The 24,417-nt window shown below is 74.4% G+C and carries 19 protein-coding genes and 1 riboswitch; of the genes, 10 read left to right on the forward strand and 9 right to left on the reverse strand.

What is annotated here, in order from left to right; all coding sequences use genetic code 11:
* Positions 1-224 precede the first annotated feature (224 nt).
* The 6 genes from IG84_RS0112945 to IG84_RS0112970 all read right to left on the reverse strand — a co-directional run bounded on the left by IG84_RS0112945 (position 225) and on the right by IG84_RS0112970 (position 7,315).
* The gene (locus IG84_RS0112945; RefSeq protein ID WP_245659334.1) at positions 225-1,136 is read right to left on the reverse strand and encodes an ECF transporter S component; all 912 of its coding nucleotides are present in this window, start codon (positions 1,134-1,136) and stop codon (positions 225-227) included.
* Positions 1,133-2,779, reverse strand: a complete 1,647-nt coding sequence (locus IG84_RS0112950; RefSeq protein ID WP_031055273.1) for an ABC transporter ATP-binding protein — start codon at positions 2,777-2,779, stop codon at positions 1,133-1,135. The genes IG84_RS0112945 and IG84_RS0112950 overlap by 4 nt, the downstream gene beginning before the upstream one ends.
* The gene (locus tag IG84_RS0112955) at positions 2,776-3,957 is read right to left on the reverse strand and encodes a CbiQ family ECF transporter T component (RefSeq protein WP_051861683.1); all 1,182 of its coding nucleotides are present in this window, start codon (positions 3,955-3,957) and stop codon (positions 2,776-2,778) included. Before IG84_RS0112955 ends, IG84_RS0112950 begins: the two co-directional genes overlap by 4 nt.
* A complete protein-coding gene (locus IG84_RS0112960; protein WP_078648793.1) occupies positions 3,954-4,649 on the reverse strand; it encodes an SCO2322 family protein in 696 nt (231 codons plus the stop codon). Before IG84_RS0112960 ends, IG84_RS0112955 begins: the two co-directional genes overlap by 4 nt.
* Entirely contained in the window at positions 4,646-5,902 is a 1,257-nt protein-coding gene (locus IG84_RS0112965; protein WP_051861663.1) for an SCO2321 family membrane protein, read from the reverse strand. The genes IG84_RS0112960 and IG84_RS0112965 overlap by 4 nt, the downstream gene beginning before the upstream one ends.
* 177 nt (positions 5,903-6,079) lie before the next feature.
* Positions 6,080-6,219: riboswitch (cobalamin riboswitch) on the reverse strand.
* A 58-nt stretch (positions 6,220-6,277) separates the two neighbouring features.
* Entirely contained in the window at positions 6,278-7,315 is a 1,038-nt protein-coding gene (locus IG84_RS0112970) for a Strvi_7410 family MBL fold metallo-hydrolase (protein ID WP_031055279.1), read from the reverse strand.
* 133 nt (positions 7,316-7,448) lie between these two features.
* Between IG84_RS0112970 and IG84_RS0112975 the strand changes: the two genes are divergently transcribed.
* The 6 genes from IG84_RS0112975 (at position 7,449) to IG84_RS37940 (ending at position 17,042) form a co-directional block, all read left to right on the forward strand.
* Positions 7,449-8,900 (forward strand): aldehyde dehydrogenase, encoded by a 1,452-nt coding sequence (locus tag IG84_RS0112975; RefSeq protein ID WP_031055280.1) that lies wholly within the window; start codon positions 7,449-7,451, stop codon positions 8,898-8,900.
* 2 nt (positions 8,901-8,902) lie between these two features.
* Complete coding sequence (locus tag IG84_RS0112980) at positions 8,903-9,136, forward strand: ferredoxin (protein WP_031055281.1); 234 nt, start codon at positions 8,903-8,905, stop codon at positions 9,134-9,136.
* A gap of 155 nt (positions 9,137-9,291) precedes the next feature.
* Positions 9,292-11,925 (forward strand): class III lanthionine synthetase LanKC, encoded by a 2,634-nt coding sequence (lanKC, locus tag IG84_RS0112985; protein ID WP_031055283.1) that lies wholly within the window; start codon positions 9,292-9,294, stop codon positions 11,923-11,925.
* Between the two features lie 49 nt (positions 11,926-11,974).
* On the forward strand, positions 11,975-12,082 hold the full coding sequence (locus IG84_RS40600) for a SapB/AmfS family lanthipeptide (RefSeq protein WP_107053865.1): 108 nt from the start codon (positions 11,975-11,977) through the stop codon (positions 12,080-12,082).
* 338 nt (positions 12,083-12,420) lie between these two features.
* Positions 12,421-14,772: an ATP-binding cassette domain-containing protein gene (locus IG84_RS0112995; RefSeq protein ID WP_063761785.1), complete on the forward strand. Its 2,352-nt coding sequence runs from the start codon at positions 12,421-12,423 to the stop codon at positions 14,770-14,772.
* Between the two features lie 92 nt (positions 14,773-14,864).
* Positions 14,865-17,042, forward strand: a complete 2,178-nt coding sequence (locus IG84_RS37940; protein ID WP_078648794.1) for an ATP-binding cassette domain-containing protein — start codon at positions 14,865-14,867, stop codon at positions 17,040-17,042.
* A gap of 78 nt (positions 17,043-17,120) precedes the next feature.
* Here IG84_RS37940 and IG84_RS0113010 read toward each other — a convergent pair whose 3' ends face one another.
* Both IG84_RS0113010 and IG84_RS0113015 read right to left on the reverse strand, forming a co-directional pair.
* Positions 17,121-17,708: a helix-turn-helix transcriptional regulator gene (locus IG84_RS0113010; protein WP_245659335.1), complete on the reverse strand. Its 588-nt coding sequence runs from the start codon at positions 17,706-17,708 to the stop codon at positions 17,121-17,123.
* A gap of 602 nt (positions 17,709-18,310) precedes the next feature.
* Positions 18,311-18,934 (reverse strand): TetR family transcriptional regulator, encoded by a 624-nt coding sequence (locus IG84_RS0113015; protein ID WP_031055293.1) that lies wholly within the window; start codon positions 18,932-18,934, stop codon positions 18,311-18,313.
* 237 nt (positions 18,935-19,171) lie between these two features.
* Between IG84_RS0113015 and IG84_RS0113020 the strand changes: the two genes are divergently transcribed.
* From IG84_RS0113020 to IG84_RS0113035, 4 genes are all read left to right on the forward strand, one after another.
* On the forward strand, positions 19,172-20,527 hold the full coding sequence (locus IG84_RS0113020) for a glycosyltransferase family 4 protein (RefSeq protein ID WP_037800112.1): 1,356 nt from the start codon (positions 19,172-19,174) through the stop codon (positions 20,525-20,527).
* A 67-nt stretch (positions 20,528-20,594) separates the two neighbouring features.
* A complete protein-coding gene (locus IG84_RS0113025; protein ID WP_031055296.1) occupies positions 20,595-21,374 on the forward strand; it encodes a class I SAM-dependent methyltransferase in 780 nt (259 codons plus the stop codon).
* Positions 21,371-22,441 carry a prenyltransferase gene (locus IG84_RS0113030; protein WP_031055298.1) on the forward strand — a complete coding sequence of 357 codons (1,071 nt, stop codon included), beginning with the start codon at positions 21,371-21,373 and terminating at the stop codon, positions 22,439-22,441. The genes IG84_RS0113025 and IG84_RS0113030 overlap by 4 nt, the downstream gene beginning before the upstream one ends.
* A gap of 61 nt (positions 22,442-22,502) precedes the next feature.
* Positions 22,503-23,297 (forward strand): maleylpyruvate isomerase family mycothiol-dependent enzyme, encoded by a 795-nt coding sequence (locus IG84_RS0113035; protein ID WP_031055301.1) that lies wholly within the window; start codon positions 22,503-22,505, stop codon positions 23,295-23,297.
* A gap of 22 nt (positions 23,298-23,319) precedes the next feature.
* On the opposite strand, the gene IG84_RS0113040 is transcribed toward IG84_RS0113035, so the two are convergent.
* Positions 23,320-24,330 carry an LLM class F420-dependent oxidoreductase gene (locus tag IG84_RS0113040; RefSeq protein ID WP_031055304.1) on the reverse strand — a complete coding sequence of 337 codons (1,011 nt, stop codon included), beginning with the start codon at positions 24,328-24,330 and terminating at the stop codon, positions 23,320-23,322.
* Positions 24,331-24,417: the final 87 nt, after the last annotated feature.

Raw genomic sequence — 24,417 nt, forward strand, 5'->3', positions numbered from 1 at the left:
GAAAGACCTTCCGACGGGGTACGGGGGAGGCGTCGCCGGGCGCGGTGAGGTTTGCGGACCCGGCGACCACTTCACCGTGGGAGATGGCTCGGGGTGCGGGCAAGCACCGTTGTTACGTAGCTGCCTCGTACCCGGCTGTGGGAACAGGGCCGGAAGCCGGGGCCGGGCCCGCGCCGGCTCCTGCTACCGGGCCTCGTATGTGACCAAGGTCCTTGTGCGGGGCTTCACAAGGGGAGCCCGCCCCGGCCGCCGTTCTCCGGAGCCGGAGCCGGCGCCGGCTCCGGCGACGTAGCCGTCGGGGCCGGGGCGAAGGCCACCGGGGCGTCGAAGGCCGCGCGGCGGGTGGCGCGACGGAGGGCCTTCAGGACGGTGGGGCCGACGGTGAGGGTGAGGACGATCGTGATCAGGGCGCGGGGGAGGTCCCAGCCGAGGGAGGTGGCCAGGCAGTAAGCGAGGAAGCGGGCGAGGTTGTCGGGGAGCGGGTCGCCCGGGACGAAGGAGACGCCGGAGGCGAGGCCCGCGATGTACGGCCAGCCCTGGAGGTTCATGACCAGGCCGTAGAGGAGGGAGGAGAGCGTGCCGTAGACCGCCAGCAGCAGCATCTCGCGGCGGCCGCGGAGCCGGTCGGGCCCCGGGAGCAGGCCCGCGCCCATCGACACCCAGCCCATCGACAGCATCTGGAACGGCATCCAGGGGCCGACACCGCCGGTGAGCAGGGCGGAGGCGAACATCGAGACCGCGCCGAGCACGAAGCCGAAGCCGGGGCCCAGGACCCGGCCGGACAGGACCATCAGGAAGAACATCGGCTCGATACCGGCCGTGCCCGCGCCGAGAGGGCGCAGCGCCGCGCCGGCCGCGGCGAGTACGCCGAGCATCGCGATGGCCTTGGCATCCAGGCCGACGTCGGCGATGGTCGCCACGACCACGGCGAGGAGGAGGGGGAGCAGGGCGGCGAAGAGCCAGGGGGCGTCCTTGGAGTGCGCGAGGCCGGACGCCGAGTCGGCCAGCAGGGGCCAGCCGAAGGCCATCACGCCGACGGCCGAGACCAGCACGAGCGCGGCCACCGACCGCGGCCCGAGCCGGACGGCCCGCACCCGCCTGCCCGTCCATGGGCTCATGCAGTGTGCCCTGGTCATGCCGTGTGCTCCAGCTCGGCCAGGGCGTGGGTGACCTGAGGGACGGTGAGCCAGGGGAGCGGCGCGAGGACTTTGGCGACCTGCGGGGCGAAGGCCGGGGAGGCGACCACGACCTCGGCGGTCGGGCCGTCCGCGACGATCTCGCCGTCGGCGAGGATGACGACGCGGTGGGCGAGCTCCGCGGCCAGTTCGACGTCGTGGGTGGCGAGGACGATCGCGTGGCCCTCGGCGGCGAGGCCGCGCAACACCTCCACCAGGCGGGCCTTGGCCGCGTAGTCCAGGCCGCGGGTCGGCTCGTCGAGGAGGAGCAGCGGCGGCCGCGCGGTGAGGACCACGGCGAGCGCGAGGGCGAGGCGCTGGCCCTCGGAGAGGTCGCGCGGGTGGGTGCCGTCCGGGACGTCCGGCAGCAGCCGGGTGACCAGCGCCCGGCAACTGCCCGGCGCCGCGCCCGCGTCGGCGTCCGCCGCCGCGCACTCGGCGCCGACGGTGTCCGCGTACAGCAGGTCGCGCGGCTCCTGCGGTACGAGCCCGACCCGGCGCAGCAGGTCGCGCGGCCCGGTGCGGTGCGGCACCGCGCCGCTCACCCGTACCGAGCCGGCGGCCGGCTCGTGCATTCCGACCAGCGTGTTCAGCAGCGTGGATTTGCCCGCGCCGTTGCGGCCCATCAGGGCCACGGTCTCGCCGGGGCGTACGGCCAGGCCGACGCGGTGCAGCGCGTCGATGCGGCCGCGGCGTACGGAGAGGCCGGTGGCCTCGGCGACCGGAGCGGCGGCTTCCCCGGGAGCGGGCGGCGCGCCGGCCGCGGCGTCCGGTGCGGCCGGGGACCGCCCCGCCAGCCGCTCGCGCAGCGCACCGGCCTTGCGGCGGGCGTCCCGTACGGTCAGCGGCAGTGGCGACCAGCCCGCCGCGCGGCCGAGGGCGACGACCGGCGGGTGGACCGGGGAGATGGCCATGATCTCGGCGGGCTCGCCGATGACGGGCGCGGCGCCGGGCGCCGGCAGCAGGATGACCTGGTCCGCGTACTGGACGACGCGTTCCAGCCGGTGCTCGGCCAGCAGGACCGTCGTGCCGAGGTCGTGGACCAGGCGCTGGAGCATGGCCAGTACCTCTTCGGCGGCGGCCGGGTCCAGCGCGGAGGTCGGCTCGTCCAGGACGAGGACCTTGGGGTGCGTGGTGAGGACGGACCCGATGGCGACGCGCTGCTGCTGGCCGCCGGAGAGGGTGGTGATGGCGCGGTCGCGGAGGCCCGCGAGGCCGAGGAGGTCGAGGGTCTCCTCGACGCGGCGGCGCATCACGTCGGGGGCGAGGCCGAGCGATTCCATGCCGTACGCCAGCTCGTCCTCGACGGTGTCGGTGACGAAGTGGGAGAGCGGGTCCTGGCCCACCGTGCCGACCACGTCGGCCAGTTCGCGCGGCCGGTGGGTGCGGGTGTCGCGGCCGTCGACGGTGACCCGGCCGTGCAGGGTGCCGCCGGTGAAGTGCGGTACCAGGCCGGAGATGGCGTTCAGCACGGTCGACTTGCCGACGCCGGACGGGCCGACCAGCAGGCAGAGTTCGCCCTCGGGGACGGTCAGGTCGACCCCTTGGACGGCGGGCGCGCCGGCGTCCCCGTAGGTGACCGACACCTGCTCGAACCGGATCACGTCGTCCTCTCCTTCGGGTTCTTCGTACGCCGCTCGGCGGTTGCCGCCGGGGCACTCGCCGGTACTGGAGCGACGAACGCCGGCACCAGCCCGATCAGCACCGAGAGCGCGGGCCAGAGCGGGAGCTCCGGTGCCGTCAGCGGTACGGCCGGCGGGTGCAGGGCCGCGGGCGCGTACGAGCCCGCCCAGATCATCAGTGCCGCCACCGCCACGCCGGAGCCCGCGACCAGCCAGGCGCGCGGGCCCCAGCGGTCGGGCCGGTAGCGGGTGCGGACCGAGCGGCGGCCGCCCAGCCACAGCCCGGCGAGCGCCGCGGCGAGTCCGGCGGCCAGCACCGGCAGCCCGTACCCGGCGCCCTGGGCCGCGAGCAGTCCGTACGTACCGGCGCAGATGCCGAGGAGGCCGCCGAGCGTGAGGGCCGTGGTGGTGTGGCGGACGGCGCGCGGCACCTGCGCGGTGCGCCCGTACCCGCGGGCGTCCATCGCCGCGGCGAGCGCCACCGAACGCTCCAACGCGCCTTCCAGCACCGGCAGTCCGACCTGGAGCAGCGCCTTGACGCCGCAGTCGGGGCGGCCGCGCAGCCGGCGTGCGGCGCGCAGCCGCTGGACGTCCGCGACCAGGTTCGGGGCGAAGGTCATCGCCACGACGACGGCCACGCCCGCTTCGTAGAGCGCGCCCGGCAGGGACTTCAGCAGGCGGGCCGGGTTGGCGAGCGCGTTGGCGGCGCCCACGCAGATCAGCAGCGTGGCCAGCTTCAGCCCGTCGTACAGCGCGAAGAGCATGCCCTCGGCGGTGACCCGGCCGCCGATCCGCACGCCACGAGCCCAGTCGGGCAGCGGCACTTCGGGGAGCGTGACCAGGATGTGCGTACCGGGGACGGGCGAGCCGAGCACGAAGGCGAAGACCAGCCGGATGGCGAGCACGACCAGACCGAGCTTGACGAACGCACCGTAGGAACGGGCCCAGGGCGCGTCCGAGCGGCGGGCCGCGACGACGTATCCGGCGACGCCGATGAGCAGGCCGAGGAGGAGCGGGTTGGTGGTACGGGACGCGGCCGTCGCCAGGCCCAGCGCCCACAGCCACCACGCGCCGGCGTGCAGCGCGCGCCCCCGCGTGGCGAGGGGAGCACGCAGCCGGGCGGGGGCGCCCAGCCGGTCAGGGGCGCGGGTGCCGGTCATCCGCGCCGGCGCCGGGCCTGCCACACCGCGGCGGCGCCGAGGACGGCGACCGCGGCGATGCCGCCGATCAGTCCGGCGGAGGGCCCGCCGGCACCAGTGTGCTCGTCGGACGCGCCGACATCAGGCGCCGCGGACTCGGTGGAGCGCTCGCGTTCCGACGCGCCGCCCGCCTGCTCCGCGCACCCCGTCTTCGGATAGCCCGATATCGCGCACAGCAGCGCACTGGAGTCGTACCGCAGCGGCGCCGCGACCGCGGCTAGCGCATCGCCCGCGCTCGCGTCCTCAGGGACCCGCGCGCACTCCGTACGGGCCGCGGGCGGCGTCTCGCCCTTCGGGGCGTCCGCCGCCGTGCCGAAGTCGAGGACGACGGCGACCCGTTTGCGGCCGTCCGCCGCCTTCGTACCGCCGCAGACCGCGTCGAAATCGGCGGCCGCGCGCGGCTTCGCGGCGCGCGCGGAATCGGCGCTGACGGTGAAGCGGAAGCCGGCCACGCCGCCGTCGGCGGGGCGCGCCGTCGACGGCCCCTCGGTGGCGTACGTCCAGCCGCCGCCCCCGTGGGTCGCCGTGTCCGCGGTCCAGAAGGACCAGTAGCGGTACTCCTCGGCGTGCGCGGGCGCGGCGGCCAGGCCCGTGGCCGCCCCGGCCAGGGCCAGCGCGCCGAGGCCGCGCGCGATACGGACGGCGCTGCTCACAGCTCGTTCTGCTTCCTGCGGCCGCTCAGCAGGAAGCCGATGCCGGCGCCCGCCGCCAGGCCGACGACCACGACCCACCACACGGAGATGCCGCCCTCGTCCTGCTGCTCCTTGTCGGCCCGCTGGTCCGAGGCGGCGGACGCGGGCTTCGGGCCGGTCGCGTTCAGCTTCGTCACCAGGTCCGTGCCGCCGAAGTCGCGCGGGTCGCCGCCGGTGGCGTGCGCGGCGAGGATGAGCTGCGCGTACGCGGCCGGGCCGCTCTGCTTCGCCCAGGCCGCCGAGTGCCCGCGCAGCCAGCCCAGCGACTGCTTCGCCGCGTCGGCACGCCCCGCGGCGGCCAGCGCGACGACGGCGTCGGCGGTGTTGCCGACGTCCGGCTGCGACTCGGCGCCGGGCATGGCGGACATCAGGTGGTGGCCGTGCGCGTCCAGGACGGAGACGAGCTGGTCAGCGGCGTCGCCGGCGGCGCCGCGCGCGTCCTTGGCCGCTTCCCCGCACGACGTCTTCGCCGGGGCGTGCGCGCCCGGCTCGACGACGAAGCCCTTGCCGAGCGCCCCCGGCACCGCGGCGGCCGTCGCGTCCTCGTTGGCGGCGAGCTTCCCCTCCTTGGCCTGGAAGGCGAACGCGCCGCGGTCCTTCTCCTCGACGTCGCAGCCGAGGCGGAAGGCGAGCAGCCCCTCGTACGGCGTCTTGCCGCCCTTCTTGGCGGTCACCGACTCCGGTTTCGTGCCTGTGGCGGCCAGCGCACCGATCACCACCGAGGTGGAGTTGGCGTCGCTCGGGGCGCCGGCGGCGGAGCCCCAGCCGCCGTCGTCGTTCTGCGCGGACTTCAGCCAGGAGACGCCCTCGCGCACCGCGTCCGCGTGCCCGCCGACCGCGGCCAGCGCCTGCACGGCGGCGGCCGTCTGGTTGGTGTCCCGCATCGTCTTCGCGTCGCACGGCTGCTTCGGGTCGGCGCGGTACGCGGTGAACGCGCCGTCGGCGCACTGCTGTCCGGCGAGCCAGTCCACCGCCGAGTCCGCCGGGCGCACGCCCGCGGTGTCCTGCGCCAGCAGCGCCAGCGACTGCCGCCAGACGCCGTCGTACTTCGGGTCCGTGCTGCCGTACAAGCCCTTCGGGAGCTTCGGGGACGCGGCGGGCGCGGGGTCGTCGGCGAACGCGGCGGGGGCAGCGGCCGCGCACAGCACGACGGCGGCCAGGGCCGCGGCGCAGCGGCGCGCCGGGGCGGCGAGGGAGCGGGCCGTGATGGCCATGGGGTCGGTGCCTCTCGGTCGGTTCGCGGGGTGCGCGAGGTGGGAGGTCACGCAGCCGTACTCCGCCGCACCACGGCCGCGGGGCGCGCGGGCGCGGTGGCACCGGGCTCAGCTCCGTATACCTCGACGGTGCCGCGCGCCGGGCGGCCGATGAAGGGCGGCCGTACGGTACGCGGGAGCCTTGGGTGTGCCCCGCCGGGCGTTCCGGCTCGCTCCGGCGCACGGGTGCGCGCCAGCGCTCACGGCTGCGGGTCAGCGCCGGTTTTCCACCGGCTTCCCCCGGTCGGGCACGAATGAACTTGTCCGGACCACTTTAACCGGCGGGTAGCGACCGGTCCCCGGCACGTACGCCGTCGCCCACGGGCAGGAAGTACCTCACACCGCCCGGTACGCCACCGGCTCCGAGCCCGGCACCGGCTCCACCAGTCCCGTCTTCACCAGGCGCCGCAGATGTGCCTCGGCCTCCGAGACGGCGATGGTGCGCGAGCCGTACGGAATCTCCGCCCACGGGCGGTTCCACGTCATGGTCTCGGCGAGCTGCCACGGGGTGAGCGGGGCGGCGAGCAGGGTACGCAGGCCGCCGAGCCGTTCCTCGTGGTGCGTGACGAGCTCCGCCACCCGCTCGGCGGCGCCGGTGAAGGCGTGCTGATGCGCGGGCAGTACCTCGGCGACGCCCAGCCGCCCGATCCGCTCCAGGGAGTCCAGGTAGTCGCCGAGGGGATCGGTGACCGTCGCGTCGTCCGGGTCCTCGTACAGGCCGACGTGCGGGGAGATGCCCGGCAGCAGGTGGTCGCCGGAGAAGAGGCGCCCGTTGCCGGGGCGCGCCGCCGGGTGCGCCTCCTCAAGGTGCAGGCACACATGGCCCGGTGTGTGGCCGGGCGTCCAGATCGCGCGCAGCCGCCGCCCCGCGAGGTCCAGCAGCTCGCCGGGGACGATCTCGCGGTCCGGGAGCGCGGGACGTTCGTCGGGGAGCCCGCGCGTGCGCCCCTCGGCGCGGGCCGCGTACAGCGGCGCGAGGTGCTCCTCGGGCGCGCCCGCCGCGGCCAGTTTCCCGATGAGGTACGTCAGCCAGGTGCCCGGCTCGGCCTCACGGGTGCGGCGGACGACCTCCGTGTCGGCGGCGTGCATCGCGATCCACGCGCCGGACGCCTCCCGTACTCGGGCGGAGAGGCCGTGGTGGTCGGGGTGGTGGTGGGTGACGAGTACGCCGTGGATTTCGGTGACGTCGGTGCCGCAGGCGGTGAGCCCGGCGGCGAGGGCGTCCCAGGACGCCGGATCGTCCCAGCCGGTGTCGATCAGCACTGGGCCGCGGTCGGTCTCCAGGAGGTGCACGAGGGTGTGCCCGAGCGGGTTGTCCGGTATGGGGACGGCGATACTCCGGACCCCGCCCCGGTGGTCGATCACATGCGGCATGCCACGCCCCTCTCGGCCCGCACGCCGTCGCGTGCATTGTCCAGCATAACTAGAACTGGTATCAGTTCTGATGCAGCGTCAGCTAATGCGTCGGGCAAGACGCCGGGTAACGCGACCGCAGGAGGCGGAATCGATGACTGGCCTGATCGAGCACGGACAGCTCTACATAGGCGGCGCGTGGGCCGATCCCGCCGGCCGGGACACCATCGAGGTCGTCTCCCCGCACACCGAGCAGGTCATCGGCCGGGTGCCGCACGCCTCGCGGGCCGATGTGGACCGCGCCGTCACGGCCGCCCGCGCGTCCTTCGACTCCGGCGTCTGGGCGGAGGCGCCGCTCGCCGACCGGATCGCGGTCATCACGCGCATCAAGGACGCGTTCGCCGTACGGAGCGAGGAGTTCGCGCGGCTCATCAGCGCGCAGAACGGCACCCCGTACACCGCGGGCGTCATGGTGCAGTCGCTGGCCGCGATGATGGCGTGGGACGCGGCGATCACGGTCGCACGCGACTTCGAGTACGAGGAGCGGCGGCAGGGCGTCCTCGGGCCACTGTTGATCCGCCGCGAGCCGGTCGGGGTGGTCGCGGCCGTGGTGCCGTGGAACGTCCCGCAGTTCACCGCCGCCGCCAAGCTCGCCCCCGCTCTGCTGGCCGGGTGCTCGGCGGTGCTGAAGGTGTCGCCGGAGACGCCCCTGGACGCGTACCTCCTCGCGGAGATCGCCACCGAGGCGGGGCTGCCCGAGGGCGTGCTCTCCATCCTCCCGGCCGACCGGGAGGTCAGCGAGTACCTGGTCGGGCACCCGGGCGTGGACAAGGTGTCCTTCACCGGGTCGGTCGCGGCCGGCAAGCGCGTCATGGAGGTGGCCGCGCGCCATCTCACCCGCGTCACCCTGGAGTTGGGCGGCAAGTCGGCCGCGGTGATCCTGCCGGACGCGGACCTGGACGCGGCGGTCGCCGGGATCACCCCCTTCGCGTGGATGATCAACGGGCAGGCGTGCGTGGCGCAGACCCGTATCCTCGCGCCGCGTTCGCACTACGACGAGGTCGCCGAGCGGTTCGCCGCGGCGGCCACCGCCCTGAAGGTCGGCGACCCGCTGGACCCGGCCACCGAGGTCGGCCCGCTGGTCGCCGAGCGGCAGCGCCGCCGCTCGCTGGAGTACATCGCGGCCGGGCAGCAGGAGGGCGCCAAGGTGCTGGCCGGCGGCGGCCGTCCGGCGGACCAGGGCACCGGCTGGTACGTCGAGCCGACCCTCTTCGGCGAGGTCGCTCCCAGTATGCGGATCGCCCGTGAGGAGATCTTCGGCCCGGTCATCTGCCTGCTGCCCTACGAGGACGAGGCGGAGGCGGTACGGATCGCGAACGACTCCGACTACGGGCTGTCGGGCTCGGTGTGGACGGCGGACACCGAGCGCGGCATCGAGGTGGCGCGCCGGGTGCGCACCGGCACGTACTCCGTGAACACCTTCAGCCTGGACATGCTCGGGCCGTTCGGCGGCTACAAGAACAGCGGTATTGGGCGGGAGTTCGGCCCCGAGGGGTACGGCGCGTATCTGGAGCACAAGATGATCCACCTGCCGGCGGGGGCGTGAGCATGGGTGACCGCTGGCAGGTGGAGGTGGACCGCGGGGTCTGCATCGGCTCGGGGCTGTGCGTGAGCACGGCGCCCGGGGACTTCCGGCTGGACTCCGCGCGGCAGTCGCACCCGGTGGCGGGTGTGACGGACGCCCGGGAGGCCGTGCTGGCGGCCGCCGAGGGATGTCCGGTCGAGGCGATCCTGATTACGGAGGCGGACTCCGGGGAATCAGTCTTCCCGCCGGAGGGGTAGCGCCCCGGCCCGCGCTCTGTCGAACAGGCGTGCGACCTGCTGGTTCGTACTTAGAGTTACTTGTGCGTTCCTCACGGTGACCTCATGACGTCTGTGACTGTCCGTCCCTCCCCTTGCGTGGAAATCTCTATTCCACGCCGCCGAGGGGGGAGACGATGGACAAGCGGTACGAGGTGTACTGCCTGGCTGACAGGTATTTCTATGAAACCCCGGACCGTTTGTCCGTCGGGGAAAGTGCCGCTGCTGACGACAGTGCGGTGTACGAAGCGGCGCAACGCGCAGTCCCCGAAGGGTGGCGTTGTTTCCTCTCCGGGGACTGGCTCCACGTGAATCCCGTGGACAGCGAGGGGAACCCGCGTCCGGGCAGGCCGAAGCAGGGGTGGAAGATACATGTGTCGGCCTGCCCGGACAATGCGGAGAAGATAGCGTCCAAGGTCTGGGACTACTGCGTGGCCCGGGCGATTCCCTTCAAATTCGTGCCGGGTCCGCGTCCGCTGCACCTGCGGAATTCCAAGTACGCGGACCGGGCCGCCAGCGGCAAATTCGCCACCATTTACCCGCTGGACGAAGCGGAATGCCACCGCGTTCTGGAGGAGCTGGGTTCCCTGCTGGACGGCGAGGCGGGCCCGTACATCCTGAGCGACCTGCGGTGGAACGACGGGCCGCTGTACGTGCGGTACGGCGGCTTCGCCCGGAGGTACTGCGTCGACGGCACCGGGGCGCTCGTGCCCGCCATCGAGAACGCCGACGGGCGGCTGGTGCCCGACCGCCGTGAGCCCGCCTTCCGGCCCCCGGAGTGGGTCCCGCTGCCCGGCTTCCTGGCCCCGCAGCTCGCGGCACGCAACGCCACGACCGTCGCCGACCTGCCGTACGCCATCGAGTCGGCGCTGCACTTCTCCAACGGGGGCGGCGTCTACGTCGGCCGGGACCGGAGCACCGGAGAGAGGGTGGTCCTGAAGGAGGCGAGGCCGCATGCCGGCCTCGCCGCCGACCGCGCCGACGCGGTCACCCGGCTGGAGCGCGAACGCGCCGCGCTGCAACGGCTGTCGGGCCTCGGCGTGGCCCCCGAGGTCCGCGACGTCCGCACCGTCGGCGACCACCGCTTCCTCGTCCTGGAGCACATCCCCGGCAAGCCGCTGAACTCCTTCTTCGCCGAGCGCCACCCGCTGCTCACCGCCGACCCCGACCCGGAGGCGCTCACCTCGTACACCGAGTGGGCGCTGGGCATGCACGCCGCCGTCCAGCAGGCCGTCGCCGCGGTGCACCGCCGCGGCCTGGTCCACAACGACCTGCACATGTTCAACATCATGGTCGCGCCCGACGAACAGAGCGTCACCCTGCTGGACTTCGAGGCCGCCACCGACGCCGACGACAGGACCCGGCAGTCCCTCGCCCACCCCGGCTTCGTCGCCCCGCGCGACCTCACCGGCTACGACGTCGACCGCTACGCGCTGGCCTGCCTGCGCCTCGCCCTCTTCCTGCCGATGACCACGCTGCTGGCCATCGAGCGGGACAAGGCGGCGGACCTGGCCGAGATCGTCGTCCGCGAATTCCCGGGCGTGCCGGCCGGGTTCCTGGAGGAGGCCGTGCGGACGATCTGCGCGCACCGGCCCGCCAGGCCGCGCATCCGGCGCCCCGCGCAGGCCCGCCACCTCGTCGCGGTCGACACCCGCGAACCGTACGTCTGCGACCCGGCCGACTGGCCGCGCAGCCGCGAGTCCATGGTCCGGGGCATCCTCGCCTCGGCCACGCCCGAGCGCACGGACCGCCTGTTCCCCGGCGACATCGCCCAGTTCGCCGACGGCGGCGGACTCGGCATCGCCCACGGGGCGGCCGGTGTCCTGTACGCGCTCCACGAGACGGGTGCCGAGGGGTTCGAGGAGGGCGAGGAGTGGTTACTGCGGCAGACCGCTCCGCCTCCCCTCGGCACCCCCCTCGGGTGCTACGACGGACTCGCCGGCGTCGCCTACGTACTGGACCGGCTCGGCCACCGCGAACGGGCCGACGAGCTGATCGAGCGGGTGCTCGCCGAGAAGTGGTACCGGCTCGCGCCCGACCTGTACGGCGGGCTGGCCGGCATCGGCCTCACCCTGGACCACCTGGCGCGACAGCGCGGCGAACGCGAGCTGCGCGACCGGGCACTGGAGGCGGCGGGACACGCCGCCGACCGGCTGGAGAGCTGCGCGAACCGGGCCGGGCTGCTGCGCGGCGCGAGCGGCCCCGCACTGCTCTTCCTGCGGCTGTACGAAGGCACCGGCGACCCCGGGCTGCTCGATCTCGCGGCCCAGGCGCTGCGCAGCGACCTCGCCCGGTGCGTCCGCAACGAACGCGGCACGCTGCTGGTCGACGAGGGCTGGCGCACCATGCCGTACCTCGGCGCGGGCTCGGCGGGCATCGCGATGGTGCTCGACGACTACCTGACGCACCGCGCCGACCCGGAGTTCGAGGAGGCGCGGGCCGCGATCCTGCCGGCCACCCAGGCCCGCTTCTACGCGCAGCCCGGCCTCTTCCGGGGCCGCGCCGGCATGGTGCTGCACCTGGCCCGCACGACGACGCCCGACCCCGACGTCGAGGCCGCGCTCGCCGCGCAGATCGCCGACCTGAGCTGGTACGCCATGCCCTATCGCGGCGAACTGGCCTTCCCCGGCGACCAGATGATGCGGCTCTCCATGGACCTGTCCACGGGCACGGCCGGCTGCCTGCTGGCCCTGGGCTCGGCCCTGCACGAGGAACCGGTACAACTGCCGTTCCTCCCGCCGCTGCCGGAGCCCGACGGGCTGCGGATCTGAAGGCCGCGACATGACACGACCCGAGGCACGACCCGAGAGGACGCGAGACGTGGCACTGCTCGATCTGCAGATGCTGGAGGCACCGGAGGACGGTGGCGGTGAGGACAGCATCCTCAGCCTCGGGTGCGACAGCACCCTGAGCCTCCTCCTCTGCTAGCGAGTCATCCCCGCGGTGGTCCGGCGCTGTCCGGCCCGCCGCCCCCGATCAGGTTCGTTCCGGTACGCGTCGACCGCGGACCGGGAGGTGATACAGGCCGATCGCGGTACGGGAGGTGACCGTGCCCGGCCCGGATCGTGAGGTCCGATCCGGTCCGGCACGGCACACCGCCCGCACCGCCCGGCCTGCTCCGGTGGCCGACGCCGGGACGAACCGGTGTGCGTGCGGCTCCTGGGGGAGCCGCACGCACACCATCCCCACCCCTCGCTTCTTCGCCTGTCAGGTACAGCTCACCGCACACACCTCGTCCGCGAGACCCCGTCTGGGAGGAAGAACCCGTGACCGCCAAACCCGCCGACCGGCTGCTGCTCGGCGCACTGCGCCACAGCGCCCCCCGGGCCTCGGCAGTCCTGCTGCTCACGACCGGCGGTGCCGCGGTCGGTCTCGCCCTCCCGGCCACCCTCGGCCACACGCTCGACCTGCTGCTCGACGGCGGCCCCGCGCCGTGGCCCTGGCTGTTCGCCTGCGCCGGGCTCACCGCCCTGCTCGTCCTCATCGGCGCGCTGGACGGGCTGCTCACCGGCACGACGGACGCCCGCGCCACCGCCTGGCTGCGGCGCCGGGCGCTGCGCGGCGTACTGGCCGCGGGCCCCACGGCGACCGAACGGCACGAGCCCGGCGACCTGGTGTCGCGCATCGTCGGCAACGCCGGCACGGCCGGCACCGCGCCCACCGCGCTCGCCGCCACCGCGGCGACGGCGCTCACCCCGGTCGGCGCGCTGGTGGCACTGGCCCTGCTCGACCTGTGGACCGCGGCCGCCTTCGTCATCGGACTGCCGCTGCTGGCGCTGCTGATGCGCGCCTTCGTCCGCGACACCGGGGACTGCGTGGCGCAGTACCAGCGGATCCAGGGCGACATCGCGGGGCGCCTCCTCGAAGCGATCGGCGGCGCCCGCACCATCGCGGCCGCCGGCAGCTACGAGCGCGAGGCCGCCCGCATCCTCACGCCGCTGCCGGCCCTCTCCCGCCAGGGCCACCGCATGTGGCGGGTGCAGGGCCGGTCCACCGCTCAGGCCGCCGCGCTGATCCCGCTGCTGCAGATCGCCGTGCTCGCCGTCGGCGGGCTGCGGCTGCTCAGCGGCGCCCTCAGCGTGGGCGACCTGCTCGCCGCCTCCCGGTACGCCGTGCTCGCGGCCGGCGTCGGCATGCTCGTCGGCCACCTCAACGGCCTGGTGCACAGCCGCGCCGCGGCCCGCCGGCTCACCGAGCTCCAGGACCTGCCCGCCATCGAGTACGGCGACCAGGAGGCGGAGGAGGCCGTACCGGAGAAGGCGGACGCCGGTACGGAAGCAGGCGCGGATACGGAAGCGGGCGCCGGGGCGTGCGCGGGTGCGCTTGAACTGCGCGGCATCACCGTACGGAAGGCCGGGCACAGGGTCCTGGACGAGCTCAACCTGAGCGTGCCCGGCGGCTGCACAATGGCGATCGTCGGCCGCTCCGGCACCGGCAAGTCCGTGCTCGCCGCGGTCGCCGGGCGGCTGATCGAACCGGACGAGGGCGAGGTCCTGCTGGACGGCGAGCCGCTGCGCCGCCTCAGCCACTACGCGCTGCGCCGCTCGATCGGCTACGCCTTCGAACGGCCCGCGCTGCTGGGGGACACGGTCCACGACACCGTGGCGTACGGGGTGTACGAGCCGGGTCCCGGCGATGTGGAGGCCGCGGCCCACGCGGCGGGCGCCGCCTCCTTCATCCGGCGGCTGCCCGAGGGGTACGCCACGCCCTGCGCCGATGTGCCGCTGTCCGGCGGGGAGGTGCAACGCCTGGGCCTGGCCCGCGCGTTCGCGCACGCCGAGCGGCTGCTGATCCTCGACGACGCGACGTCCAGCCTCGACACGGTCACCGAACTCCGCGTCGGCCGCGCCCTGCTGCGCGACGTGCGCGCCGGCACCCGCCTGATCATCGCGCACCGGGCCGCCACCGCGGCCCGCGCCGACCTGGTCGCCTGGCTCGACGCGGGCTTCATCCGGGCGTTGGCGCCGCACGCCACGCTCTGGGAGGACCCGCGCTACCGGGCCCTCTTCGGCACGGACGAGGAGGCACCGGAGGCGGGGGGCCGCGGGGACGACCGGCCGGCGGAGCAGCCGGCGGACGGTCCGGCGATCTGGCGGGAGCGGCCGACGGGGAAGCCGGCCGTGGGAGAACTGCCGGTGCGGGTGCCGGCAGTGGCGGGTGAGCTGCCGGCGGGGGCGTCGGCAGCGGGGGAACCGTCGGCCGGAGCGGGTGCCGCGCGGCCGCGGCGGGCGATCGGCCACGGGCCGCGCCAGGAGGGGACGCGGCCGGAGCGGGCGCGGGCCGAGGGGGAACGCCCGGGGGCGGGACGGCCGGAGGGGCTGACGCCCGTGGCGGCGCCGCGGCTGCCGTCGCCCCCCGCCGGGAGCGTCCCGAGCTGGGCCCACGGCCAGGGCGCGGGGCAGCTCGCCGGCGCCGGGCAGGACGGGTTCGCGCCGGGAGAGCGCGGGGGCGTGCCGGAGAGGATTCCGGTACCGCAGGGGATGCCCGTCACGCAGCGCCGCCGGCGCGCGCTGGCCGACCTCCTCGTGCGGGGTGAGCAGGCGGCCCGTGCGGAGGGCGGGCCGGCTGCGGAGGCCCCTTCGGAGGAGACCGCCGGAGCCCGGCGGGGTGCCGAGTGAGGCCGGAGGGGATGCGGGCCGCTCAGGGGGAGTGGCCCGCGGCGGCAGGCGGACGGACGACGGTGACCGGCGGGAACGGGAGCGGGAGCGGCATGAGCGGGAGAGAGGGCAGAGTGCGGGAGGGGGCGGCCATCGAGGGGCAGCCGCGGCTGCGGGACGGGGCCCGGCGGTTCCTGGGGCGGCGGCGCGTCGTCGTGGCGCGGCTGGCCGCCTGGTCCGTGGCCGAGGCCGCCCAGACGTTCCTGCTCGGCTTCGCGCTGGCCCGGGCGATCGACGACGGGTTCCTCGCGGACCGGGTCGCCGTGGGCCTGGGCTGGCTGGCCGCGGCCGCGCTGGCCGTCGCGGTCGGCTCGTACGGCACGGGCCGGGTCTACCGCTCCGTCGCCGACCTGGTCGAGCCACTCCGCGACGAGCTGCTCCGGCGGGTCGTCACCCGCGCGTTGCGGGAGGCCGACGACAGCGCGGTCTCGCGCGCCGCGCACCAAGTGGAGATCGCCCGCGACACCTTCGGCGGGCTGGTGATGGTGTCGCGGGGGTTCGTCTTCACGGCCGCCGGTGCGCTGGTTGGTCTCTGCTCGCTCGCCCCGGTACTGCTGCTCGTCGTCCTGCCGCCGCTCGTCCTCGGCCTCGCCCTCTTCGCGGTGACGCTGCGTCCGATGGCGCGCAGCCAGGAGACGTACCTGGCGGCCGACGAGGCCATCGCGCGCGGGGTCGGCGTGGCGGTCGGCGGGCTGCGCGACGTGACGGCCGGCGGCGCCGAGGAGCGGGTGGCGCGCGAGGTGGGGGAGCGCTTCGACGCGGAGTGGCGCGCGTCGCGCACGCTCGCGCGATGGGGCGTCTGCCGGGACGTGGCGCTCGGCGTGGGCGGGCGGCTGCCGGTGGTCCTGCTGCTGGTCACCGCGCCGTGGCTGCTGGGGAATGGGGTGACGCCGGGCGCGCTGGTCGGCGCGCTGGCCTACCTCACGCAGTCGATGCTGCCCGCGCTGCAGGCCCTGATGCACGGCCTGGGCACGTCCGGCACCCGGCTGGGCGTCGTCCTGCGCCGGCTGACGGGGGCCGGAGGGGGCGTCGGGAGCGCCGCGGACGCCGCGGTCTCCGCGACGGACGCGCCGGGCCCGGCGGACACGGAAGCGGCAGGCGCCGGGACGGCGCCCGAGCTCACCGTGCCCGCCGGGCCCGCCCTCCCCGGTCCCGCGGACGCCTCGGGAAGGACCGGTTCCACCGGCGCCCCGGGAAGGCCCGCGCTGCCCGCCGTGCCCGAACTGCCGGCGCTGCCGGCGGGTACCCCGGCCGCTCCGGCCACCTCTGCCGCGTCGGCTTCCGCGCCCGGGATGGCGGGCCGTGGCAGCGGAGCGCGGCACGCCAAGCGGCCGCGGCACGCGCTGCCGCCCAAGCGGCTGACACTTCCCGGGGGCATCGCCGTACCGGGGCGTGCGCCGGGCGGCCGGTACGCGCAGGACTCGGGCGCGTACGCCGGAGATGACGCCGACAACGCGCCGGCCGAGGCACCCCTGCCCGCGTGGGCGACGCCGCCCGCCGGCAGCGGGCTGGCCCTGGAGGCGCGGGGGGTGTCCTTCGCGTACGGGGAACATGCGACGCCCGTGGTGCAGGCGCTGGAGCTGACCCTGCCGATCGGCGGGCACCTGGCCGTCGTCGGGCCGAGCGGCATCGGAAAGTCGACGCTCGCGGCGCTGCTCGCGGGCGTGCTGGTCCCCGATCGCGGAGAGATCCGGCTGGGCGGGAACGGCGCGGGGTCCAGGCGCGTTCTCGTACCGCAGCAGGCCTACGTGTTCTCCGGGACGCTCCGGGAGAACATGCTGTACCTCTGCCCGCGCCCCGAGGAGGTGCCGGACACAGCGCTGCGCGCCTCGGCCGTGGCCGTCGGCGCGGCGGACCTGGTGCGGCAGCTCGGCGGGTTCGGCGCGCGGGTCACGCCCGGCACACTCTCCGCCGGCGAGCGCCAGCTCATCGCCCTTGCCCGCGCCCATCTCGCGCCGGCGCCGCTCGCCATCCTCGACGAGGCCGGCTGCCATCTGGACGCGACGGCGGAAGCCCGCGCGGAGCGGGCCTTCGCGGCCCGGCCGGGCGGCTCACTGATCGTCGTCGCGCACCGCATCAGTTCGGCGCTCCGTGCGGACCGCATCCTGGTGATGGACGGTACGTACGCCCTGTGCGGGCGCCATCGCGACCTGCTGCGGCGCTCCGCGCTCTACCGCGACCTCGTGGGGGAGTGGGCGGACGCCGGAGCGGAGCCGGCCCTCGCGCCGTGAGCGCGGCGCGGCCGGGGCCGCGGCCCGAACGCTCTCCCCGGCCGGGCCCGCTGCCGGGACGCTCTCCCGGTGCGTGGGTCACAGCCAGCCCTCGCCCTGGGAGATGCGGATGGCATCGACCCTGTTGCGGGCGCCCGTCTTGCGGGTGATCGCCGACATGTAGTTGCGCACCGTCCCGTTGGACAGGTGCAGCGTGCCGGCGATCTCGGCGACCGAGGCGCCCTCGGCGGCGAGCGTCAGGACGCTCAGCTCCCGCTGGGTGAGCGGCATTTCGGCGGCCTGCAGGAAGCCGAAGCCCAGCGAGCCGTCGACGAAGCGCCGGCCCGCGGCGACCTGCCGTATGCCGACGGCGAGCTGCCCGGGGGAGCCCTCCTTGTCGACGAACCCGAGCGCGTCGGCCTCGAAGGCTCTGCGCAGCGGGCCCGGCCGGTGGGCCGAGCCGAGGACCAGCAGGGCAGGCCCCTTCGCCGGCCCGGCCGCACCCTCCCGGCCGCCGCCCGCTCCGGGTTCCGCGCCGCACGGCCCCGCCTCCGCCGCGCTGCTCATCGGGAGCTCCCGGCATCTGTTGACCTGCTGCGGGATGTGCGCGATAGGGCCGCGCGCGGGCGTGCCGCGGCCCGGGACGGCGTGCCCGGCGCTGCCGTGCGCCTCCGTCCTCGTCTGCATACCGCCCGCGGGGGTACTTCTCGCTGCGGCGCCGACACCGCTCACCACGGCACCGTGCGCCCCGGCCGCTCTCGGCGCCCAGCCGCTCCGGTAACCGTCGGTATTCCGATACGCACCGTCACTCCATCCCGCTTCCTCTCTCACGGAAGTACCGTCGGCATGTGCCGCGGGCGCGGCACCACTGTCCGATAGCTTTCGCAACGTACTCAGTCCGATAGGCATTGCGGAGTCCACATCCACCACACAGACGTCCGGCTGCAGCGCGCGCACCCGGCCCGCCGCGCCTTCCGGCGTGGACACCGCCACCTCTATGTCGTTTTCCCTGCTGAGCACCTCGGCCAACGCCCATCGAAACAGGCAGACGTCGTGCACCAGCAGCACCCGGATCACTGCAGTCCCCCTCCAGACCCCCGTGTACCGGCCTTATTTGGCAACCACCCCGAATTCATACCTGTAAAGGGCGCGCCGTGGGGCCGCAGATCAGGCCAAGAGGGGGCAAGGGGGCGCACGGGTGCACGGCGAGATGCATGTATGCACGCTGTGACGACGCCAAACCGGCACCAAACCGGGGGCGCGAAAAGGAATTCCGGCGCGAAAGCTGGCTATTCCGGGCGCTGCGGGCCGGTCAGCTCGATGAGCCGGCAGACGGTCTCGATGTCGATCTTCACTTGCGCAATCGAGGCCCGGCCCGAGAGCCAGGTGATGAGTGCCGAGTGCCAGGTGTGCTCGATGACCCGCACGGCCGAGAGCTGCTCCGGAGTAGCGGCGGAATCCAGCCCCATGGCGTCCAGAATGATCGCCGTCGTCAGCCGGGAGACGGTGTCCACCTCGGGGCTCACCGACCGGTCGGCGAAGGTCAGCGCGCGCACCATCGCGTCCGCCAGGTGCGGCTCGCGCTGCATCGCACGGAACGCCCGCATCAGCGTCTGGGCCACCCGCGCCCCGGGGTCACTCTCCGTCGGCGGCCGTTTGCGCAACGTCGTGTGCATGTGCTGAAGCTGGTCCTGCATGGTCGCCACCAGCAGATGGATCTTGGAGGGGAAGTAGCGGTACAGCGTGCCCAGGGCGACGTTCGACAACTCCGCGACCTCGCGCATCTGCACGGCATCGAAGCCGCCGCGCCCGGCGAGCTGCGCGCTGGCGTGCAGGATGCGGCGGCGGCGCGCTTCCTGGCGCTCGGTCAGCGGAGGGGTGGCGGGAAGCGCCGGCCGGTGTTCGGAAGTCATGTGTCCCATTCCGTGGCGGTCCGTCCGTGCTGCGGGGTCTGTCGATCTGCTGATCGGCTCAGCATGGCAGGGGGTCAGTCGTGGCGCGAATCACCTGGTGCGGCTCTTTTCGCCGTTGTCCCGACCGGTAGATTCGAGCCTGGTGAACTCGTCGGTAACCGATCGGTTCTGTAACTTGTTCTAGATTAGCGCCAGCGGTTACGCTCCGGCGAAAGTCCAGTGAGAGAGGGGCCGAGAGTGTCCGCTGAGGCCGTCCAGGCAGCCGCCGCTCGCCCCGCCGAGGCCACCGGCGACCGCCCCTTGCGGATCGCCCTGCTCACGTACAAAGGGAACCCGTTCTGCGGCGGTCAGGGCGTCTACGTACGCCACCTCTCGCGCGAACTGGCCGGGCTCGGCCACTCCGTGGAGGTCATCGGCGCCCAGCCCTACCCCGTGCTCGACGGGGGCGTCCCGCTGACCGAGCTGCCCAGCCTGGATCTGTACCGGCAGCCGGACCCGTTCCGCACGCCGAAGCGCGGTGAGTACCGGGACTGGATCGACGCTCTTGAGGTCGGCACGATGTGGACCGGCGGCTTCCCCGAGCCGCTCACCTTCTCCCTGCGGGCGCGCCGTCATCTGGCCGCGCGCCGCGGCGACTTCGACGTTATCCACGACAACCAGACGCTCGGCTACGGCCTGCTCGGCGACCTCGGCGCGCCGCTGGTCACCACGATCCACCACCCCATCACCGTCGACCGGCAGCTGGACCTGGCCGCCGCCGACGGCTGGCGGCGGCGCGCCTCGGTCCGCCGCTGGTACGGCTTCACGCGCATGCAGAAGCGGGTCGCCCGCCGGCTGCCGTCCGTCCTCACCGTCTCCGGCTCCTCGGCGCAGGAGATCACCGACCACCTGGGCGTCCGTCAGGACCGCATCCACGTCGTGCACATCGGCGCCGACACCGACCTCTTCTCGCCGGATCCCGCGGTCCCCGAGGTCCCCGGCCGTATCGTCACGACCTCCAGCGCGGACGTGCCGCTCAAGGGCCTGATCCACCTCGTCGAGGCGCTCGCCAAGGTCCGTACGGAGAACCCGGAGGCGCACCTCGTCGTGGTCGGCAAGCGCGCCGACGACGGCCCCGTCGCCGCCGCCATCGAGCGGTACGGGCTCGGCAACGCCATCGAGTTCGTCAAGGGCATCAGCGACGCCGAGCTGGTCGACCTGGTCCGCAGCGCCCAAGTGGCCTGTGTGCCCTCCCTCTACGAAGGCTTCTCCCTCCCCGCCGCCGAGGCCATGGCCACCGGTACACCGCTGCTGGCCACCACCGGCGGCGCCATCCCCGAGGTCGCCGGGCCCGACGGCGAGACCTGTCTCGCGGTGCCGCCGGGCGACGCGGGCGCGCTCGCCGCGGGCCTGAACCGGCTGCTCGGCGACGCGGAGCTGCGCCGCCGGCTCGGCACGGCGGGCCGCGCCCGCGTCCTCGCCCGCTTCACCTGGCGGCAGGCGGCCATCGGCACCGCCGAGCGCTACCGCGAGGCCATCGCGGCCCGCGCCGCACACCGGCCCGCCGCGGCCGCCACCACGCCGGCGACGGCTCCCGCGTCGGCCGCCCCCTGACCTGACGAACACCGCTCCCGGCCGGCCTCCGCGGCCGGGGACACCCCAGGACGAAAGCTGAGAGGCCGTGCTGACCGTCGACTTTTCCCGATTCCCGCTCGCACCGGGTGACCGCGTACTCGATCTGGGGTGCGGCGCGGGCCGGCACGCCTTCGAGTGCTACCGGCGCGGCGCGCACGTCGTGGCCCTCGACCAGAACGCCGAGGAGATCCGCGAGGTCGCCAAGTGGTTCGCCGCCATGGAGGAGGCCGGCGAGGCTCCGGCGGGCGCCACCGCCACCGCCATGGAGGGCGACGCGCTCGCGCTGCCCTTCCCCGACGACTCCTTCGACGTCGTGATCATCTCCGAGGTCATGGAGCACATCCCCGACGACAAGGGCGTGCTCGCCGAGATGGTCCGGGTCCTCAAGCCCGGCGGCCGGATCGCGGTGACCGTGCCGCGCTACGGCCCCGAGAAGGTCTGCTGGGCGCTGAGCGACGCGTACCACGAGGTCGAGGGCGGCCACATCCGCATCTACAAGGCCGACGAACTGCTCGGCAAGATGCGCGAGGCGGGCCTGCGCCCCTACGGCACGCACCACGCGCACGCGCTGCACTCCCCGTACTGGTGGCTCAAGTGCGCGTTCGGCGTGGACAACGACAAGGCGCTGCCGGTCAAGGCGTACCACAAGCTCCTGGTCTGGGACATCATGAAGAAGCCGCTGGCCACGCGGGTCGCGGAGAACGCCCTCAACCCGCTCATCGGCAAGAGCTTCGTCGCGTACGCCACCAAGCCGCACGAGCCGAAGGCGCACGCCGCCGGGACGCAGAACGACACGCACGACGAGCCCGCGCGAGCCGCCCTGTGACGAGCCCCGGGCGCACCGAACGACTCGTCCTGCCCGGAGTGCTCACCGCGGAGCAGGCCGCCCGCACCGTCGCCGGCATCCTCGCGACCCAGCGCGCGGACGGCGCCATCCCGTGGTTCCGGGGCCACCACCTCGACCCCTGGGACCACACCGAGGCCGCGATGGCCCTGGACGCGGCCGGCGAGCACGCCCGCGCCGAGGCCGCGTACCAGTGGCTCGCCGACCACCAGCTCCCCGACGGCTCCTGGTACGCCGCGTACGCCGACGGGGACGCGGACCGGCCCACCGACCGCGGCCGCGAGACCAACTTCTGCGCGTACCTCGCGGTCGGCGTCTGGCACCACTACCTCTCCACCGGCGACGACACCTTCCTCGACCGCATGTGGCCCGCCGTGTACGCCGCGATCGAGTTCGTGCTCGCCCTGCAGCAGCCCGGCGGCGAGATCGGCTGGAAGCGCGAGGACGACGGCACACCCGTCAAGGACGCGCTGCTCACCGGCTCCTCCTCCGTCTACCAGGCGCTGCGCTGCGCCCTCGCGATCGCCGACCAGCGGGACGAGCCCCAGCCCGACTGGGAACTGGCGGTCGGCGCCCTCGGCCACGCGATCACCCACCACCCCGAGCGCTTCCTCGACAAGTCCCGCTACTCGATGGACTGGTACTACCCGGTGCTCGGCGGCGCGGTACGCGGCCAGGCCGCCAAAGAACGCATCGAGTCCCAGTGGGACGACTTCGTCGTGCCCGGCCTCGGCGTGCGCTGTGTGCTGCCGAACCCCTGGGTCACCGGCGGCGAGAGCGCCGAACTGGCGCTGGCCCTCTGGGCGATGGGCGAGTCCGACCGCGCGGTGGACATCCTCCGCTCGATCCGGCACCTGCGCGCCGAGGACGGCATGTACTGGACCGGCTATGTCTTCGACGACGAGGTGGTCTGGCCGCGCGAGCTGACGTCGTGGACGGCGGGCTCGCTGCTGCTGGCGGTGGCCGCGCTCGGCGGCGACGAGGCCACCACGGCCGTCTTCGGCGGCGAACGCCTTCCGTTGGGGCTGGACCCGGACTGCTGCCGTTGATGTCATCCGCTTCCGCGGAAACCGGAGGCGGGGGCCCGGGGAAGCGCTCTAGTGTGCCGATATGACACGCCTTGGGCATGAGAGGTATTGCGAAGAAATACTGGTGCAGACCGGACTGTTCCGGGAAGTGCTGCGGGGGGCGGACCTGACGGCGAAGGTTCCCACTTGCCCGGAGTGGACGGTCGGGGAGCTGACCCGGCATGTGGGCGAAGCGCTCCGCTGGATGGGGACGACCGTACGGACCCGGGCGCGGGAGGCCGTGCCCGAGGAGGATGTGCCGGGGTTCGGCGGGCCGAGGTGCAGCGACCCGGCGTCGCTTGACGCCTGGCTGAAAGAGGGCGCGGAGCTGACGGCGGCGGCGCTGCGGGAAGCCGGGCCGGACACGCGGGTGTGGACCTGGACCGGCGACCAGAAGGCGGGGTTCTGGGCGCGGCGGGCGGTGCACGAGACCGTAATCCACCGGGCGGACCTGGCGATCGCGGCACGGGCTCCGTACGTGCTCGCTCCGGAGGTCGCCGCCGACACCCTGGAGGAGTGGCTGGAGATCGGCAGCCTGCCGCAGACGATGGAGCGGCGGCCGGAGCTCGCGGGGCTGCTGGGCCCGGGACGCACGCTCTGTCTGCACGCCACCGACACCGGGCCGGCCGGCACCCGCTGGCTGATCGACCTGACCGGCGACCGGATCGCCTGGCGGCGGGGCGGCCAGGACGAGCGGGCCGCCGCCACGCTCAGCGGCCCGCTGACGGACGTCCTGCTGGTCTTCTACCGGCGCCTGCCGGCGGACACCTCGACGGTCACCGTCCAGGGCGACCGCGGCCTGTTCGACGAGTGGCTCGGCCTGGTGAGCTTCGGCTAGCAGCCGGAAGGGACGTGCGCGGCTAGGAGTTGAGCTCGGCGAGGACGCGCAGGGTGTGCGGGTCGGGCGCGGTGACCAGGAGGTCGGTGACCGGGCCCGCACGCCACAACTCCAGCCGCTCGGCGATCCTTTCGCGCGGACCGACAAGGGAGATCTCGTCGGCGAAGGCGTCGGGGACGGCGCGCACGGCATCCTCCCTGCGCCCCTCCAGGAAGAGGTGCTGAATCCGCCGCGCCGCCTCCTCGTACCCCATCCGCGCCATCAGGTCCGCGTGGAAGTTCCTGGTCGCGTGCCCCATCCCGCCGATGTAGAAGCCGAGCATCGCCTTCACCGGCAGCAGCCCCTCCGCGACGTCGTCGCAGATCGCCGCGCGGACCATGGGGGCGACGCGGAAGCCCTCCGGGGCGTCGGCCAGCGCCGCCCGGTATACGGAGGTGCGCGTCGGCGACCAGTACAGCGGCAGCCAGCCGTCGGCGATGCGGGCGGTCTGCGCGATGTTCTTCGGGCCCTCCGCGGCGAGGAACAGGGGAAGTCCGGCGCGGAGGGGATGGGTGATCGGCTTGAGCGGCCGGCCGAGGCCGGTGCCGTCCGGGCCGCGGTACGGGTGGGCGTGGAAGCGGCCGTCCAACGTGACCGGCCCTTCGCGGCGCAGCACTTGGCGTACCACGTCGACGTACTCCCGGGTCGCGGTCAGCGGGCTCTTGGGGAACGGCCTGCCGTACCAGCCCTCCACGACCTGCGGCCCGGACAGGCCCAGCCCCAGCGTCATCCGGCCGCCGCTCAGGTGGTCCAGGGTGAGCGCGTGCATCGCGGTGGCGGTGGGCGTGCGGGCCGCCATCTGCGCGATGCCGGTGCCCAGCCCGATCCGCGAGGTGTGGGCGGCGATCCAGGTGAGCGCGGTGAAGGCGTCCGAGCCCCAGGACTCCGCCGTCCACACCGAGTCGTACCCCAATGCCTCGGCCTCGCGGGCGAGTTCGAGGTGGCGGGGGTCGGGGCCGCGGCCCCAGTAGCCGAGCGCCAGTCCGAGCCGCATACCGATGCCTCCCGACCTACTCCTGACGTACCGTCAGTTCGGTGCGGTGACTGTACGGGGCGCGGCGGGGGAAGGCAACGGCCCCCC

It is taken from the genome of Streptomyces ochraceiscleroticus, from assembly GCF_000720485.1.
Classification (GTDB): domain Bacteria; phylum Actinomycetota; class Actinomycetes; order Streptomycetales; family Streptomycetaceae; genus Streptomyces; species Streptomyces ochraceiscleroticus.

Coding starts and splice junctions, on each gene's coding strand:
- IG84_RS0112945 (WP_245659334.1), bottom strand. CDS start 1,136: ATGACCAGGGCACACTGCATGAGCCCATGGACGGGCAGGCGGGTGCGG.
- IG84_RS0112955 (WP_051861683.1), bottom strand. CDS start 3,957: ATGACCGGCACCCGCGCCCCTGACCGGCTGGGCGCCCCCGCCCGGCTG.
- IG84_RS0112965 (WP_051861663.1), bottom strand. CDS start 5,902: ATGGCCATCACGGCCCGCTCCCTCGCCGCCCCGGCGCGCCGCTGCGCC.
- IG84_RS0112970 (WP_031055279.1), bottom strand. CDS start 7,315: ATGCCGCATGTGATCGACCACCGGGGCGGGGTCCGGAGTATCGCCGTC.
- IG84_RS0112975 (WP_031055280.1), top strand. CDS start 7,449: ATGACTGGCCTGATCGAGCACGGACAGCTCTACATAGGCGGCGCGTGG.
- IG84_RS0112980 (WP_031055281.1), top strand. CDS start 8,903: ATGGGTGACCGCTGGCAGGTGGAGGTGGACCGCGGGGTCTGCATCGGC.
- lanKC (WP_031055283.1), top strand. CDS start 9,292: ATGGACAAGCGGTACGAGGTGTACTGCCTGGCTGACAGGTATTTCTAT.
- IG84_RS37940 (WP_078648794.1), top strand. CDS start 14,865: ATGAGCGGGAGAGAGGGCAGAGTGCGGGAGGGGGCGGCCATCGAGGGG.
- IG84_RS0113010 (WP_245659335.1), bottom strand. CDS start 17,708: ATGCAGACGAGGACGGAGGCGCACGGCAGCGCCGGGCACGCCGTCCCG.
- IG84_RS0113015 (WP_031055293.1), bottom strand. CDS start 18,934: ATGACTTCCGAACACCGGCCGGCGCTTCCCGCCACCCCTCCGCTGACC.
- IG84_RS0113035 (WP_031055301.1), top strand. CDS start 22,503: ATGACACGCCTTGGGCATGAGAGGTATTGCGAAGAAATACTGGTGCAG.
- IG84_RS0113040 (WP_031055304.1), bottom strand. CDS start 24,330: ATGCGGCTCGGACTGGCGCTCGGCTACTGGGGCCGCGGCCCCGACCCC.